At 33.0% G+C, this 16,309-nt stretch carries 13 protein-coding genes and 1 tRNA gene; 10 read left to right on the top strand and 4 right to left on the bottom strand.

The window, feature by feature from the left end; genetic code table 11:
• Positions 1–16: 16 nt before the first annotated feature.
• Together AST99_RS13280 and AST99_RS13275 are read left to right on the top strand one after the other, a co-directional pair.
• Positions 17–919 (top strand): mechanosensitive ion channel family protein, encoded by a 903-nt coding sequence (locus tag AST99_RS13280; RefSeq protein WP_057782400.1) that lies wholly within the window; start codon positions 17–19, stop codon positions 917–919.
• Positions 920–994: 75 nt separating this feature from the next.
• Positions 995–1,573: a hypothetical protein gene (locus AST99_RS13275; RefSeq protein WP_057782398.1), complete on the top strand. Its 579-nt coding sequence runs from the start codon at positions 995–997 to the stop codon at positions 1,571–1,573.
• On the opposite strand, the gene AST99_RS13270 is transcribed toward AST99_RS13275, so the two are convergent.
• Together AST99_RS13270 and AST99_RS13265 are read right to left on the bottom strand one after the other, a co-directional pair.
• A complete protein-coding gene (locus AST99_RS13270; protein ID WP_057782396.1) occupies positions 1,570–3,093 on the bottom strand; it encodes a GH3 family acyl-acid amido synthetase in 1,524 nt (507 codons plus the stop codon). The two genes, AST99_RS13275 and AST99_RS13270, sit on opposite strands and share 4 nt — an antisense overlap.
• 151 nt (positions 3,094–3,244) lie before the next feature.
• Positions 3,245–3,320: transfer RNA gene (locus AST99_RS13265), tRNA-Phe, on the bottom strand.
• A 99-nt stretch (positions 3,321–3,419) separates the two neighbouring features.
• Here AST99_RS13265 and AST99_RS13260 point away from each other — a divergent pair.
• From AST99_RS13260 to AST99_RS13235, 6 genes are all read left to right on the top strand, one after another.
• Positions 3,420–4,163, top strand: a complete 744-nt coding sequence (locus tag AST99_RS13260) for a type III pantothenate kinase (protein ID WP_057782394.1) — start codon at positions 3,420–3,422, stop codon at positions 4,161–4,163.
• A gap of 333 nt (positions 4,164–4,496) precedes the next feature.
• Positions 4,497–5,879, top strand: a complete 1,383-nt coding sequence (locus AST99_RS13255; RefSeq protein WP_057782448.1) for a hypothetical protein — start codon at positions 4,497–4,499, stop codon at positions 5,877–5,879.
• A gap of 31 nt (positions 5,880–5,910) precedes the next feature.
• Positions 5,911–6,432 carry an LPS export ABC transporter periplasmic protein LptC gene (lptC, locus tag AST99_RS13250; RefSeq protein ID WP_232301627.1) on the top strand — a complete coding sequence of 174 codons (522 nt, stop codon included), beginning with the start codon at positions 5,911–5,913 and terminating at the stop codon, positions 6,430–6,432.
• Positions 6,433–6,471: 39 nt separating this feature from the next.
• The gene (locus tag AST99_RS13245) at positions 6,472–6,660 is read left to right on the top strand and encodes a hypothetical protein (RefSeq protein ID WP_057782390.1); all 189 of its coding nucleotides are present in this window, start codon (positions 6,472–6,474) and stop codon (positions 6,658–6,660) included.
• A gap of 9 nt (positions 6,661–6,669) precedes the next feature.
• Positions 6,670–7,959 carry a hemolysin family protein gene (locus AST99_RS13240; RefSeq protein WP_057782388.1) on the top strand — a complete coding sequence of 430 codons (1,290 nt, stop codon included), beginning with the start codon at positions 6,670–6,672 and terminating at the stop codon, positions 7,957–7,959.
• 107 nt (positions 7,960–8,066) lie between these two features.
• Positions 8,067–10,190 carry a peptidylprolyl isomerase gene (locus AST99_RS13235; RefSeq protein WP_057782386.1) on the top strand — a complete coding sequence of 708 codons (2,124 nt, stop codon included), beginning with the start codon at positions 8,067–8,069 and terminating at the stop codon, positions 10,188–10,190.
• Positions 10,191–10,280: 90 nt separating this feature from the next.
• Here AST99_RS13235 and AST99_RS13230 read toward each other — a convergent pair whose 3' ends face one another.
• A complete protein-coding gene (locus tag AST99_RS13230) occupies positions 10,281–11,186 on the bottom strand; it encodes a GYDIA family GHMP kinase (RefSeq protein ID WP_057782384.1) in 906 nt (301 codons plus the stop codon).
• Entirely contained in the window at positions 11,186–12,505 is a 1,320-nt protein-coding gene (locus AST99_RS13225; protein WP_057782382.1) for a hydroxymethylglutaryl-CoA reductase, degradative, read from the bottom strand. The genes AST99_RS13230 and AST99_RS13225 overlap by 1 nt, the downstream gene beginning before the upstream one ends.
• A gap of 211 nt (positions 12,506–12,716) precedes the next feature.
• Here AST99_RS13225 and AST99_RS13220 point away from each other — a divergent pair, with 211 nt between their 5' ends.
• Positions 12,717–14,867 carry a S9 family peptidase gene (locus AST99_RS13220; protein WP_057782380.1) on the top strand — a complete coding sequence of 717 codons (2,151 nt, stop codon included), beginning with the start codon at positions 12,717–12,719 and terminating at the stop codon, positions 14,865–14,867.
• A gap of 39 nt (positions 14,868–14,906) precedes the next feature.
• A complete protein-coding gene (locus AST99_RS13215) occupies positions 14,907–16,274 on the top strand; it encodes a peptide MFS transporter (RefSeq protein WP_057782378.1) in 1,368 nt (455 codons plus the stop codon).
• Positions 16,275–16,309: the final 35 nt, after the last annotated feature.

The raw sequence follows: 16,309 nt of genomic DNA, 5'->3' as shown, positions 1-16,309 counted from the left end.
ATACCCTCTCTTTGTAATGGACGACAAATTTTCAAGTGCTTGGACTAAAATGCTAGATAAGCTAGAAACTTGGTTTGATAATATTGTATTGAATCTTCCCAACTTCATCATTGCTTTTGTAGTGTTTTTAATTGTGTTGTTTATTTCTAAAAACATCAATAAGATTACGCTAAGGTTTTTAGATAAAAGCAAACTTCAGCGGTCAATGAAAAATTTGATCTCAAAACTTATTTCGGCAATTATAATCTTATTGGGTCTCTTTTTTATTTTAGGAATTTTAAACCTCAGTAAAACGTTAAATACCATTTTAGCAGGTGCAGGAGTATTAGGTTTAGCAGTAGGTTTGGCCTTACAAGGTGCTCTGGCTAATTTCTATTCAGGAATTGTCTTGTCTTATGTTGATTTTGTAAAGTTTGGAGATTGGGTAGAAAGTAATGGTTTTGAAGGTGAAATTATAGATATCGATTTGCGTTCGGTAACGCTTAAGCAGGTTGATAATAATTTAGTTTACATTCCAAATAAAATGGTTGTAGATAGTCCCATAAAAAATTACTCAACCACGTCTCAATCTCGTGTTATTCTAGGGTGTGGTGTGCATTACGATTCTGATTTAAATTTAGTTAAAGATTTAGTGATGAATACCATTTACAAAACCTTTGATGCGGTAACCAATAAACAAGATGTTTTGTTTTTATATAAAGAGTTTGCCGATAGTTCTATAAATTTTGAAACGCGCTTTTGGATAGATTCTACTTCTGCTTTGGAGGTAGCGAAAGCCAAATCAGAAGCCATTATAGCAATTAAAGCTGTATTCGATGCTAATGATATTAATATCCCATTCCCAATTAGAACGCTAGATTTTCCTGAAGGGTTTTTAGGTGCAAATACGCAAAATAATCCGACCAATACTAACCCGTAAATTAATATTTTGTTGAAGGATATTCTTTCAAAAATAATTTTAATTCTAAGTGTAATTTTATTACAATCACAAGCTATGTCAAGTATTCTAATATCAAAACATCATACTGCTCCAGAATCTATTAAAAAGGAGGCTTTAGAGGCTCTATCTTTTTATCCGGAATTGAAAGATGTTGAGATTGATATCCGGTTTAAAAAGGAGATTAAAAAATCTACTATGCAAGCTCAGCCACAATTTGGTAGCTTACTAAAAGGTAAAATGGGTAGACGCTATGTTATCTTTATTAGTAAAAAGATTAAAATTTCGAATACAGAATTTTCTACTAAAAGTATTCCTTCTAAAGTGATTGTTGGTTGGTTAGGTCACGAATTGGGGCATATTTGTGATTACCAAAACCGAACGACTTTTGGTCTGATTATATTTGGTTTTAAATATTTATTTTCAGAAAAGTTTATAAAAGAAGCAGAGCGTAATGCCGATTCTTTTGCCATCGTGCATGGTATGGAAGATTACATTATTGAAACTAAAAATTTCATTCTAGATAATGCAAATATTCCGGAGAGTTATAAAAACAGAATTAAGCGTTTTTACTTGTCTCCAGAAGAAATTATGTTGTTAATAGACGAGCGTGATAAAGCTTTAGAAATAGATTAATTCTGGTTTACAAAGTCTTCCCAAGTTTTAAATTTTTCCTCGTTCATAACGCGTTCCATTTTTACTTGACCACCTTTCTTTTTATTTTTAGCGCTCCAGTTATTAAATGTATCTGTAGAGGTAAGTTTTACTTTAAGTCCTTTTAATGCTTTAGATCTGGCTACCGCATAATTTTTATTAGCATCTTTTAAAAATGCGTCTATAGCTTCTGCTATTTTAGTTGTGTCTTCTGTAGTCTGTTCGGTTCCTAAATACCAACAGTGGTAAAAGCCATCTTCAAATTCCTTAGCGCAAATAGTAAATTCAGGTATTTTCATACCAAATTTATCTTCTAAATGCATCATGGCATCATTCATTTTATTTACTGAAAGTTGAGAGCCTACAGTGTTTAAGAAGAATTTTGTACGACCAGTAATTTTTATTTCGGCACGTTCTACATCTGTAAACATAATAGTGTCTCCAATTATATAGCGCCAAGCACCAGCAACAGTACTCATAATTAGTACGTAATCTGTGTCGGGCTCAACTTCTGCTAAAGTTATAGATGGTGCATCTGCTGCTAAACCACCATCTTCTAAAATATATTCAGCTTTAAAAGGCACAAATTCAAAATAAATACCATTATCTGTTACCAATTGCATAGCCGTTGTTTCTGGTCGTGCTTGGAAAGCAATAAATCCTTCAGAAGCGAGGTAAGTGTCTATAACTGTAATGGGCTTTCCCATGAGGGCGTTGAAACTTTTTTCGTAAGGCTGAAAGGCGACACCTCCAGTGGTGTAAACTTGAAGGTTTGGCCAAATGTCATGAATATTGTCAAGGTTGTGGTATTCTATAACCTTTTTTAGCATGAGTTCTAACCAAGATGGTATGCCGCTTAATGCTCCAATATCCCAGTTTTTAGCATGTTCTGCAATTTTCTGTACACGAGTGTCCCAATCATCAATTTTAGAAATATCTTCTCCTGGTTTATAATAGCCGCGAAACCAAAACGGGATATTGCTTGCGCTAATACCACTAATTTCACCTTCGAAATGATCTTCTTTTTCAATTAAATCTGTAGAGCTTCCGAGCATCATGATTTCTTTTTCAAAAAAATCTGCAGGCAAGTCAAAATTACTAAGTGCAAAAACTTGGGCAATTCCAGTATTACGGATAGATTCTATCATGGCTTCTGTAACGGGAATACGTTTGCTAGATTTTCCTGTAGTTCCAGAACTCAGTGCAAAATAATCAGGGTTTCCGGGCCAGGTAATATCTTCTTCATTTTGGTGTAAACGGTGCCACCATTCATCATTAATTTTATTGTAATCAAAATAAGGTATGGAGTCTGCAAAGCGTGTAGACGGATTTTGATTTTCTAATATAGCGTCAAAATTATAGTGTTTACCAAATGCGGTATCTTTTGCAGTTTCTAAAAGCGATTTTAAAACTTCCTTTTGATTTTCTACAGGATTAGAATCTGGAGTTAATGTGTCCTTTATCTGTATCACACCTTTAATAATATTACCAATAATAGCCATAACGTTTTATATAAGAATTCTGAAGTAAAAATAGTAAAGCTGTGCGCTAAAACTGAACTCTATACAGTTAAAAAATAATCTAAATGCTACTAATTTTTAGGTTGGGCTATAAAAACAAAAACCCCGAAAACGTAATGTTTTCAGGGTTTTCTGGTGGTGCCTCCAGGAATCGAACCAGGGACACAAGGATTTTCAGTCCTTTGCTCTACCAACTGAGCTAAGGCACCAGTGCGTAATTGCGAGTGCAAATATACAACCTTTTTTTACTTCTCCAAAACTATTTTATAAAAAATGCTTTCGTAAATTCGTTTTTTTAAAAATTAACTATGAATTTAATAATCGATGTCGGAAATTCTTTTGTGAAACTTGCTGTATTTGAATTGGATAGAATTCTGGATAAAAAAATAATGAATGCTGAAAATTTTTTAGAAAATTTTAAAAAATTTATTGAAAAGCACGAAACTATAGCAAAAGGCATCATGTCTTCTGTTGGAAACTTAACTCAGGCTGATCTTTTATGCATAAAAAAGTCCTGCGATATGCTAGTCTTAAATCAGGATACTCCAGTACCTTTTTCTAATTTATATGCCACGCCAAAATCATTAGGTATAGATAGAATAGCTTTGGTTTGTGCAGCAGTGCATCACTATAAAAACAAAAATGTACTTATAATAGATGCTGGTACATGTATTACTTATGATTTTGTGACCAGTGAAGCTGAGTATTTCGGAGGAGGGATTTCTCCAGGATTATATTTAAGATATAAAGCTTTAAACAATTATACCGCAAAATTACCGTTGTTATCTCCAGAAGTCCCAAAAGGTGTCGTTGGAGACTCTACAAAAGCTTCTATTCATTCTGGAGTAGTCTTTGGGATTTTAAATGAAATAGAAGGAAATGTTTTAAGGTACCAAGATAAGTATGAAGATTTAACAATTATTTTAACCGGAGGCGATTCAGAATTCTTGTCTAAGCAATTAAAAAGTACCATATTTGTTAACTCGAATTTTCTTTTAGAAGGATTGAACTCTATTTTACAATACAACCTTAGTGGCCAATTAAAAAATTAATAAAGTCTTTAAAAAGTGCTTCTACTATTTAAGTAAGATGCTATTTTGTCTGAATTAATGGTCTGGTTATTTTTAATAGATATGCAGTAGGATTTGCATATTTGTTTATTAAAAACTAGTTTATTTATAAGTTTGGCATATAATTTGGTATTGAATTGATAATAAATATGTTTTCTTTGATTTTTTTTATAAGATTCGAAAAAGAAGTACGCGAGATATTAATCTCATACCAATTTAAAGAAAACTTTATTAACTTTAGCGCCAAGTTATCTACTAATGATAGATTGATCGTTATACGGAAATATGATTAACTTTACTCAAAAAAAACAAATTATGAAAATGAAAGTTACTTTAATAGTAGCAGTATTATGTTTAGGGCTAACAAACGGTTTTGCTCAAACTCAAGAAGAATGTACTACTAAATTATCTATTTTTCACGAATACGTAAAAGCTAAAAATTACGACGCAGCGTATACACCTTGGATGGAAGTTAGAAAAGCTTGTCCTAAATTTAATAAAGCGATCTATATAGATGGGTTTAAAATTTTAAATCATAAAATTGAAAACTCTGCAGGTGCAGAGAAAAAAGCTTACATCGAAGATTTAATTAAATTCTACGATGAAGAATATGCTAATTTCCCTAGTAGATCTTCTGACGGAGAGGTGCTGACTGATATAGCTTTGGAAAAATATGATTTCAGATCAGAATTAGGATTGTCTAATTTAGATGTTTATAATGCATTCGATAAAGCATATACTACAGATCGTGAAAATTTTGTAAAGCCTAAAGCTATCTACGCTTACTTTTCTTTAATGGTAGATTTATATGATGCTAAAGAAAAAACACCTCAAGATTTATTTAATAAATATGATGATGTTGTTGAACGTGTAGATGAAGAAGTTGCTAACTATTCTGAAAAATTAAACAAGTTAATCGAAAAAGAAGAAGCAGGTACTGCTTTAACAAGTAAAGAATTAAAGTATAAAAAATACTATTCTGATTATTTAGATGCTTACGATAAAATTGGTGGTAGTATTAATGGTAAGTTAGGTGAGCGTGCAAACTGTGAAAACTTAATTCCTTTATACGAAAAAGACTTCGAGGCACATAAAACAGATGCTGTTTGGTTACAAAGAGCTGCTGGTAAAATGTCTGATAAAGAATGTACAAGCGATCCGTTATTCTTTAAATTAGTAAACGCATATCATAACTTAAATCCTTCTGCAAACTCTGCATACTACTTAGGGATCTTAAAAGATAAAGAAAACAAAAGTAGTGAGGCGCTTAAATACTACGAGCAAGCTTTAAGTTTAGAAACAGATTCTTATAAAAAAGCGAAATTATACAGTAAAATTGCTGATAAATTAAAAAGAAGCAACTCTTACTCTAAAGCCAGAAGCTATTACCGTGAGGCTTTAAAATTAAATCCATCTAATGGTCGTCCTCACTTACAAATCGCTGCTATGTATGCTGCAAGTGCAAACAACTGTGGAGACTCAACATTTAACAAGCGTGCTGTATTCTGGTTAGCTGCAGACGAAGCTGCAAAAGCTGGACGTGTAGATCCAACTTTAAAATCTCATGCGTCACAATCTGCTACGAGTTATAGAGCTAAAGCACCACAAAAATCTGATATTTTCTCTGAAGGAAATGGAGGACAAACAATTAATATCGGATGCTGGATCGGATCTAGTGTAACAGTTCCTAGTATATAACATGTTTCTAAAACATTCTAAAAATATATTCATGGTCATAGCAATTGCTATGACCATGTTTGTTTCTTGCGGTAAAAATTTAAGCGAAGTAAATGGCTTAGATGTTTCTGCGAACGAACCCATTGGTGTTGCAGAGGTTTTAAATCTTAAATACACAGATTCAGGTCGGTTAAAAGCTAATTTGGTAAGCCCAAAAATGTTGGATTATTCTAATCGCGAGTTTGCTTTTTCAGAATTTCCAGAAGGTGTGCATTTGTATTTGTTTGATAAAGACAATAACAAAAGTACTGTGATTTCAGATTATGCTATTGTGTACGACCAAACCGGATTAATAGATTTGCAAGGTAATGTTGTCTTAGCAACATCTACAAACGATACTTTGTTTGCAGATCAGTTATATTACGACCAGAATAAACAATGGCTGTCTACCAACCAACCTGTTAAATTTAGAACTAAAGGCGATTTAATAAACGGAAATGGTTTCGATTCTGATGTGAATTTCAAAGAAGCCGAAGTGCTTGAAATAAACGGAATTATTACACTTGACGAATAATTCGCTACCTTTACAGCAAAATTAATTTTTTCTTTAATCATGAATAAATCATTTAAGCTTTTTCAATATGCTTATTTAATATTTGCTGTTGTGTTTTTTTACGATGTGGTATCTAAATATATGGCAACAGGAGTAGTGTCTTATGCATCTTTGTTGCTAGGCGCTGCTGCTATTTTTATGTTTTTCTTTAGACAGAGATTCAATAAGAAATTTGATAATAAAGACTAGTTGCTATAGATGACAACCGCTATCATCATTATCATTGTATCCTTAATTCTATCTGCATTTTTTTCAGGTATGGAGATTGCCTATGTGTCGTCTAATAAAATCCATATTGAAATTGAAAAAAAGCAAGATGGATTTCTTGCCAATATTTTAACAAAACTCACAGCAAAACCCTCAAAGTTTATTGCGACCATGCTTATTGGTAACAATATCGCTTTGGTAATTTATGGTTTTTTTATGGGCGATTTGTTGGTCGATTGGTTTCAGTCTATGCTGCCTTCTAGTTCTACTTTTGTCAATTACATGTTAGACGATTTAAGTTTGCTAACCCAAACGGTAGTGTCTACACTTATCATTTTAATTACTGCAGAGTTTTTACCTAAAGTTTTCTTTCAGATTTATGCGAATTCATTAATTAAATTTTTTGCTGTTCCTGCTTATATTTTTTATTGGTTATTTAGTTTGCTTTCAGATTTTGTATTGTGGGTGTCTAATTTTGTATTAAGACGCTTTTTTAAAACAGAAGGCGATCAGGTGCAATTGGCCTTTACAAAAGTTGAATTAGGGAATTATATTTCAGAACAAATGAAGTCTGTAGAAGAGCATGACGATATTGATTCTGAAATTCAAATATTTCAAAACGCATTAGAATTTTCAGAAGTTAAAGCCCGAGAAGTTATGGTGCCTAGAACAGAAATTATAGCGGTAGAAATTCAAGAACCTACAAAGAATCTTAACAGTCTAATTATAGAAACAGGCTGCTCTAAAATTTTAGTTTATAAAGAAACTATAGACGATATTTTAGGATATGTACACTCCTTCGAGCTGTTTAAAAAACCTAAAAGCATTAAATCTATTATACTTCCAGTAGAACTAGTGCCAGAAACCATGCTTATTAAAGATGTGCTAAGTGTGCTAATTAAAAAGCGTAAAAGTATTGCTGTTGTTTTAGATGAATATGGTGGAACTTCTGGAATTATGACTGTAGAAGATATTATTGAAGAATTGTTTGGTGAAATTGAAGATGAACATGACACCATAGATTTGATAGAAGAAAAAATAGACGACGAGAATTTTACATTTTCTGCACGTATTGAAGTCGATTATTTAAATGAAAACTACAAGTTAGACATTCCCGAAAGTGAAAATTATGAAACTTTAGGAGGTTTTATTGTAAATCATACTGAAGAAATTCCAGAACAAGATGAGGTTGTTCGTATTAATGATTTTGAATTTACAATCCTTGAAGTTTCTAATACTAAAATAGACTTAGTCGCACTAAGCATAGTTAAGCCCGATTAATTTTTCTAATTCCTAGAAATTAAATGAATTATTGATGTTTTCTACTTTTATTATTAAATAGAAAATGGTATTTTCGCGCCCAATATTTCATATAATTTAAATGACAAATGGCAGTTTTAAATAAAATTAGACAACGTTCGCTTTTCTTAATCTTAATTATTGCATTAGCATTATTCTCTTTTGTGCTTTCAGGATTATTCCAAAACGGAAGTGCATTATCGAATAAATCACAAAATGTTGTCGCTACAATTAATGGTAAAGAAATCTCTAGAGAAGATTTTTTACGTAAAGTTGAGTACGCACAAAGACAAATGGGACAAGGAGTAACAAACACACAAGCAATGAACCGTGTTTGGGATCAAGAAGTAAGACAAGCCGTAATGGAGTCTCAGTATGAAACTTTAGGATTTACTGTTGAGCGTGATCAAATGAGAGATTTGTTAAAGTCAACTTTAGCCGGTAGTCCAGAATTTCAAAATGAAGCTGGGTTATTCGACGAGAATAAACTAAACGAATATATTGCTAATTTAAAAGCAACATCTGAAGAGGCTTACCAACAATGGATAGATTACGAACAATCTATCGCTGCTAGTGGTATGCAACAAGATTACGTAAATATGGTTAAAGCTGGTGTAACTGGAACTTTAGCTGAAGGAAAAGTAGAGCATGAATTAGAAAACAATAAAGTAGATATTAGATATGTACAAGTACCGTTCTCTTCTATTTCAGATAGTACTGTAGCTGTTTCTAAATCAGAAATTTCTAGCTATATTAAAGATCACAAGAAAGAATTTCAGGTAGAAGCATCTAGAGATATTAACTATGTAGAGTTTAGAGAAGTTGCTTCATTAGATGATGAAAAAGAAATTGCTTCAAGCTTAACAGGTTTATTAAATAACTCTGTTGTTTATAACGACATTTCAAAAACAAACGATACTATTTTAGGCTTTGCTCAAGTTAAAGACAATGAAACTTTTGTAAATTCTAACTCAGATATTAAATTCGACGACCGTTTTGTATTCAAATCAGCTTTACCTAAAAATTTAGCAGATAGTTTATACAATAAATCAATCGGAAGTATTTACGGACCTTATAAAGATAATGGCTTCCTTAAATTGTCTAAATTGGTTGCAGAAACATTTATGCCAGATTCTGCTAAAGCAAGACATATTTTAATTCCGTTTGTAGGATCTCGTGGTGCAACTGCAGAAACGACTCTAACAGAAGTAGCTGCTAAGAAAACAGCAGACAGTGTTATGGCTATTGTAAAAGCTAATCCTTCTAAATTTGTAGATATGTTAGATTTATCTGCAGATAAAGTGAGTAACGAAAAAGAAGGTGTTTTAGACTGGTTTACATACAATGCTATGGTTCCTGAATTTAGAGACTATACATTCCAAAATAGTAAAGGAGATGTTGGTGTAGTTAAAACAGATTTTGGATACCACGTTATTGAAATCTTAGATCAAACCTCTAAAGAGAAAGCGGTTAAAATAGCAACCATCGCTAGACAAATCGAACCATCTGATGCTACAATAGATAAAGTGTTTAGAGATGCTTCTAAATTCGAAATCGCAGTTGCAGATAAAGATTTTCAAGCCGTATCTAAAGAAAACGATTATGCTGTACGTCCTGTTAAAGGCATAGAAATTCTTCAAGAAAACATCCCTGGTTTAAGTAGTCAACGTCAAATTGTACGTTGGACATTTAACGAAGAGACAAGTGTAGGAGACGTTAAGCGTTTTAATATTCCTGGCGGATATGCAATTGTACAACTTGCTGCTAAAAATGAAGCTGGCTTAATGTCTGTAGAAAATGCATCTGCAATTGTACTTCCAAAATTACGTAAAGAGAAAAAAGCGGCAATTATTAAAGACCGTGTTAAAGCAACAACTTTAGATGCTTTAGCTTCAGAAGAAAAACAAACCATTAAAACCGCTTCTGCTTTAAATATGAAAAATCCAACTATTTCTGGTGCGGGTAGAGAGCCAATTATTGTTGGTGCTGCTTTTGGTTTAAAAGAAGGAGAAACGTCTAAATTAATTGTTGGTGCTAATGGAGTTTATATGGTAGAAGTGACTAAAGTGTCGCCTGCTGCAACCTTAGAAAACTACCAAGCATTTGCAAACCGTGTTGGACAGCAAAAAGCTAATGTAGTAAACACTAAATTATACGAAGCGTTAAAAGATGCTTCTGAAATTGATGACAATAGAGCTGAGACTGTACAATAGTCTGTAGTAAATTGATATAAAAAAATCCTCATCGAAAGATGAGGATTTTTTGTTATCATAAGGTGTCTTTGTTTTAAACGTGTGCTCGTGTTACAATATCATATCCTGATAAGGTAATATGGTGTGGTAGCCTTTTTCTTTAAAATAAGGTGTTGGATTGTCTTTAGAACAAACCATAACAAAATCTCCTCCCCAAGCCCCTAAGCTTTTAATGCTTCCGTTAAAATCTGGAAATAATACAGTTTTTACCGGTTGCAGTTTAATTACATCTGAAATGATGGCTTCATGCATCTCAATTAGGCTGTTAAATGCATTTAAGTCGTCACAATTCATAAGCGCTTCAGTAATGGTATTAATGGCTGCAATCGCTTTAGATTTGTCTGCAGTGTTAGCTTTATAGTGTGCAATACCTTCACGACTGTTTTGTTTCTGATTTAAGTGTACAAAATAGATGTGTTTATAAAATTCTGGATGAAATGTTACCGGCTTTACAATCGGTGATGTTTCATGTAATGTGTATGTAATTGGGGTATTATTACTCGCGCAAGCAATATCGTAACCACTACCTCCAAACGTTAGTTCTAAAAGTTTGTAGGGGTTTATATCGGCCCAATTAGCAATATTATTTATTAACGTAGACGATGTCCCTAATCCCCAGTTATTGGGAAAATCGAGATGTGTTTTTATGGTATATCCAATATGGTGTTTTAAAAATTCCGAGTTCATAGATCTAGCCGTATTTAATATGGAAGCTAATCTATCAGTGATTTCATTAGTGGTTTCAGATTCTAATTTACCATTTTTTAGAAAGAATTGCACATCAAGCCAAACGGTGTTTTCATGATCAAAACTTTGCCAATTTAAAACAGAAGTTTGATTGTTTTCTACTATAAGGGATTGCCCGAATTTAGTAGGAAGCGCCAAAGCTTCAGCTCCGTTTAATACTAAATATTCTGCAGTAATTAAAAGTTTACCATGACTATAAAATCGATTCATTACTGACGTAGTTTTTCAATTGCTTCAACCACAGCGCTATGCGAAACTGTGTGCGTTTTAAAATGATTCACTAAATTGATTTTTTCTTCAGCATTGGCTTCAAACTGATTTAAAATATTCATCAAATGCATTTTCATATGGCCTTCCTGAATTCCTGTTGTTGTCAGTGAACGTATGGCTGCAAAATTTTGTGCTAATCCTGCAACAGCAACGATTTGCATTAATTCTTTTGCTGAAGGTTTACCTAGCATCTCTAGGGATAGTTTTACTAATGGGTGTAAATTGGTTAAGCCGCCAACCGTACCTAAAGCTAATGGAATTTCCATCCAAAATGTAAATATTCCATTTTCAATTTTAGCATGCGACAAACTACTGTAAGCACCATTTCTAGAGGCATAGGCGTGTACACCAGCTTCAATCGCTCTAAAGTCATTTCCTGTAGCTAAAACCACGGCATCTATACCATTCATAATGCCTTTATTGTGAGTTACGGCTCTAAAAGGTTCAACTTCGGCAATCTGTATGGCTTGTACAAACTTATTGGCAAAGGCTTCTGGAGCTATTGTTTTACTATCGCTCAAGTCTTCAACCATACAACTCACTTCGGCACGGACTAAGCAGTCTGGCACGTAGTTAGATAAAATGCTCATAACAATCTCTATCTGTTGTTCTTCTGCAGAGAAGTCTTCGAAGTTTAGTGCTTCAGCTTTAAATGTTTTTGCAAATTGTTCTAAGCATGAATTTATAAAATTTGCACCCATAGCATCTGCAGTGCCAAAAGAAACATGCAGCTGAAAGTAATTAGGAATATCTGCTGTTTTATCGCGTAATTCAATGTCTTGAATACCACCGCCACGTTTTTCCATGTTTTTAGAAAGTGGCTTTACGGCTTCTAAAAGTTGTGGTTTTACCGTGTTAAAATAATGCTTTAAATGTGTGGTATCACCGCGATACATAAAATGGACTTGACCTATTTTTGTGGTAGAAATAACAGAGGTTTTAAATCCGCCGCGATCCAGCCAAAACTTAGCCGCTTTACTTGCTGCTGCAACCACAGAACTTTCTTCGATAGCCATAGGAATGGCATACATACGGTCGTTTATTAAAAAATTAGGAGCAACGCCTAAGGGTAAGTAATAATTTGTAATAGTGTTTTCTATAAACTCGTCGTGTAATTGCTGAAGTTTTTCATCAGAATTCCAATACTGTTTTAGAATTGTTTTAGCTTGATCTTGGTTTGAAAAATAAGTATTTACAATCCAATCTATTTTTTTTGACTTAGATAGTTTCGAAAAACCTGAAATCGTTTTGTTGTGCATTCAATTTTAATTTAACGCCACAAATATAGTACTTATTAGAGGTAAAATACGGTTTTATAGCACTGTATTGACGATATAAACTGTTAATTGAAGTGGTAATTTCGTTAATTTTTAGTAAACTTGGGGACTTTTTAAAATTCTTCAATTTTAACTCTTTTATAAAAAAATATTCGTGAAGCATTACACTCCTCTATTACTGTTATTTTTTCTAATGACAGGCTTAATCTCAGCACAACAAAAACAAATTACTTTAGAAGATATCTGGAATGGAACTTTTAGAACCGAACGTATGGAATCACTGCATTCTATGGCAAACGGGCAAGAGTATTCTGTGTTAGATTTTAATCGAGAATCCAGATCGACGTCTATAGATATTTACGATTACAAAACCTTAAGTAAGGTAAAAACCTTAGTGAGTTCTAGTGATTTATCAGACATTGATTTCTTTACAGATTACACCTTTAGTGACGATGAAAGTAAAGTGTTATTAGCAACACAAGTCGAGTCTATTTTTAGACGTTCAACTTTAGGTTATTATTTTGTTTTCGATACAGCAACAAAATCTGTTACAGCTATATCTGATGACAAAATACAAGAACCTACATTCTCTCCAGATGGTACAAAAGTAGCTTACGGTTTAAACAATAACCTTTTTATTAAAGATTTAAAAACGGGAGAAACAACTCAATTTACGTCAGACGGTGTAGACAATAAAATAATTAATGGTATTACAGACTGGGTTTACGAAGAAGAATTCGCTTTTGTACGTGCTTTTGAATGGAATGCAACTGGAGACAAAATTGCATTTATAAGATTTGATGAAACCAAAGTTCCTGAATTCTCTATGGATCTTTTTGGTAAAGATTTATACCCTACACAAGATGTATTTAAGTATCCAAAAGCGGGTGAAGCAAACTCAGACGTATCATTACATGTGTTCGACCTTAAGCAGAATAAAATAACTGAAGTGACTTTAGATAAAAGCTACTCAGATTTTTATATTCCTAGAATTAAATGGACCAATGAAGCTAATGTGTTAAGTGCACAATATACGAACAGACACCAAAATGAATTAGATTTATGGATGATTGATGCGTCTGCAATGACATCTAAATTGGTGCTTACAGATAAAGATCAAGCTTATGTAGATGTTACAGATAACTTAACCTTTTTAGAAGATAATAGCTTTATTTGGACAAGTGAAAAAGATGGTTACAATCATATTTATCACTACAAAAAAGATGGTTCATTAATCAACCAAATTACAAATGGTAATTGGGAGGTTACAAATTATTACGGCTACGATAAAAAATCTAAAAAAATATTTTATCAGTCTGTAGAAAATGGTTCTATAAATCGCGATGTATATAGTATTTCTTTAAAGGGTAAAAACAAAACACGTTTGTCTGATAAAGAAGGAACAAACTCGGCGTCTTTTAGTGCTAATTTCACATACTTTATCAATACATATTCTAGCGCGACAACACCACCACTATATACTTTAAATAGTGCAAAATCAGGTAAAGTCCTTAAAACGATTATCGATAATAATTTTTTTTTCAAGCAGAAGACGGCATACGATATTTCTAAAAAAGAGTTTAGTACCATAAAAGTAAATGGTAACGATTTAAACATGTGGATGATTAAGCCATCTGATTTCGATCCGTCTAAAACGTATCCATTATTTATGTATCAATATTCTGGACCAGGCTCACAAAGTGTAGCCAATACATGGTTAAGTGCTAATGATTTTTGGTATGAAATGTTAGCAGAAAAGGGGTATATAGTAGCCTGTGTAGATGGTCGTGGTACAGGACTTAAAGGTGCTGCGTTTAAGAAAGCTACACAAAAAGAATTAGGAAAATTTGAATTAGAAGATCAAATTCAAGCCGCAAAACAATTGGGAGACTTAAGTTATATCGACAAAGAACGCATCGGAATTTGGGGATGGAGTTTTGGTGGATTTATGAGTAGTAACGCTATTTTCAAAGGTAACGATGTCTTTAAAATGGCTATTGCCGTGGCTCCGGTTACAAGTTGGAGATTCTATGATTCTATTTATACAGAACGTTACATGACAACACCCCAAGAAAATGCTTCTGGTTACGATGAAAATTCTCCAATAAATCATGTAGATAAACTTAAAGGTGACTTTTTGTTAGTGCATGGAACTGCAGATGATAATGTACATGTACAGAATTCTATGCAAATGATTGAAGCATTAATTCAAGCTAACAAACAGTTTGATTGGATGATTTATCCAGATAAAAATCACGGTATTTACGGTGGAAACACAAGATTGCACTTGTATACTAAAATGACTAATTTCTTAGATGAGAAGTTAGGAGATAAAATTAAATAATAACTAAACTTATATAACAACTTTAATTACAAATTACTTATGGCAGATACGATTGATGTTAAACAAAAGGAATTATTTGGTCATCCAGTAGGACTATACGTGTTGTTCTTTACCGAAATGTGGGAACGTTTTTCTTATTATGGTATGCGTGCCATTTTAGTATTGTATTTAGTTGCAGAAACTAAAGATGCTAATGCTGGTTTAGGGTGGACAAATGGAGAAGCATTGTCATTATATGGTTGGTATACTATGTTTGTATATGTGTCTTCAATTCCCGGAGGTTGGATTGCCGATAAGTTTTTAGGTCAAAAGAAAGCAGTATTATACGGTGGAATTTTATTAGTTGCAGGTCATGGTATTCTAGCTGTTGAAGAAATGTGGGCGTTTTACAGCGGATTAGGATTAATTATTTTAGGAGTGGGTTTATTAAAACCAAACATTTCTACCATGGTTGGAGGTTTGTATAAAAAAGGAGATATAAGACGAGATAAAGGGTTTACAATATTTTATATAGGAATTAATGTTGGAGCATTCTTGTCAAGTATCATTGTAGGATATGTAGGGGAAGTTTACGGTTGGCATTACGGTTTTGGTTTAGCAGGTATCGGAATGGCGTTAGGTTTATTGCAATATATTGCTGGTCAAAAATATTTACATGATGCATTAAGTCATGAAGAGGGTTCTGCCGATGTTGTAGATCAAAATAGACCTTTAACAAAAGTTGAAAAAGATAGAATTATAGTGTTGTTTATTTCATTCTTCTTAGTCATTGTATTTTGGGGAGCTTTTGAACAGGCAGGAGGACTAATGAATATTTATGCTTCAGAAAAGACAAATAGATTAATCATGGGGTTTGATTTTCCAGCATCATGGTTTCAATCTTTTAATGCGATGTTTATCATTTTACTAGGAACAACAGTTGCTGGTTATTGGGCTAAAAGAAAGCTACAAGGAAAGGTATCTACGTCACTTTTTAAAATGATTGTAGGGCTTATTATAATGGGGATGGGATTCTTTTTCATGACTGCTGCTGCTGCACAATTTAATGCAAACGGACCAGTTATCGATGGTCAAGGTGGTTCTGCTATGTATTGGTTAGTATTAGCATATTTATTTCATACTATAGGAGAGCTTTCTTTATCTCCAGTAGCGCTATCTTATATAACTAAATTAGCTCCTGTTAAATATGCTTCATTAATAATGGGAGTATATTTTGCTATGACTGGAATTGGTAATAAACTAGCTGGTCTTTTAGGAGAAGCTTCAGAAAGTTTAGGAGAGTATACCATATTTACAGGAATAGCAGTATTCTGTGTTAGTTTCGGATTGCTAATGCTTCTGTTTAGAAAGAAATTGGAAGTTTTAACTCACGGTGCTGAAGACAACGAACACGAAATGGCTCATTAATTCACACTACACTTTTAAAGGAAATTAAATTAATG

The sequence above is a fragment of the Formosa algae genome (assembly GCF_001439665.1).
Classification (GTDB): domain Bacteria; phylum Bacteroidota; class Bacteroidia; order Flavobacteriales; family Flavobacteriaceae; genus Formosa; species Formosa algae.
This window is presented reverse-complemented; position numbering and strand designations above follow the sequence as displayed.

What these genes read in the sequence shown, in the direction of transcription:
- AST99_RS13280 (WP_057782400.1), top strand. Translation starts at nt 17, where the DNA reads ATGGACGACAAATTTTCAAGTGCTTGGACTAAAATGCTAGATAAGCTA.
- AST99_RS13275 (WP_057782398.1), top strand. Translation starts at nt 995, where the DNA reads ATGTCAAGTATTCTAATATCAAAACATCATACTGCTCCAGAATCTATT.
- AST99_RS13270 (WP_057782396.1), bottom strand. Translation starts at nt 3,093, where the DNA reads ATGGCTATTATTGGTAATATTATTAAAGGTGTGATACAGATAAAGGAC.
- AST99_RS13260 (WP_057782394.1), top strand. Translation starts at nt 3,420, where the DNA reads ATGAATTTAATAATCGATGTCGGAAATTCTTTTGTGAAACTTGCTGTA.
- AST99_RS13255 (WP_057782448.1), top strand. Translation starts at nt 4,497, where the DNA reads ATGAAAATGAAAGTTACTTTAATAGTAGCAGTATTATGTTTAGGGCTA.
- lptC (WP_232301627.1), top strand. Translation starts at nt 5,911, where the DNA reads ATGGTCATAGCAATTGCTATGACCATGTTTGTTTCTTGCGGTAAAAAT.
- AST99_RS13245 (WP_057782390.1), top strand. Translation starts at nt 6,472, where the DNA reads ATGAATAAATCATTTAAGCTTTTTCAATATGCTTATTTAATATTTGCT.
- AST99_RS13240 (WP_057782388.1), top strand. Translation starts at nt 6,670, where the DNA reads ATGACAACCGCTATCATCATTATCATTGTATCCTTAATTCTATCTGCA.
- AST99_RS13235 (WP_057782386.1), top strand. Translation starts at nt 8,067, where the DNA reads ATGGCAGTTTTAAATAAAATTAGACAACGTTCGCTTTTCTTAATCTTA.
- AST99_RS13230 (WP_057782384.1), bottom strand. Translation starts at nt 11,186, where the DNA reads ATGAATCGATTTTATAGTCATGGTAAACTTTTAATTACTGCAGAATAT.
- AST99_RS13225 (WP_057782382.1), bottom strand. Translation starts at nt 12,505, where the DNA reads ATGCACAACAAAACGATTTCAGGTTTTTCGAAACTATCTAAGTCAAAA.
- AST99_RS13220 (WP_057782380.1), top strand. Translation starts at nt 12,717, where the DNA reads ATGACAGGCTTAATCTCAGCACAACAAAAACAAATTACTTTAGAAGAT.
- AST99_RS13215 (WP_057782378.1), top strand. Translation starts at nt 14,907, where the DNA reads ATGGCAGATACGATTGATGTTAAACAAAAGGAATTATTTGGTCATCCA.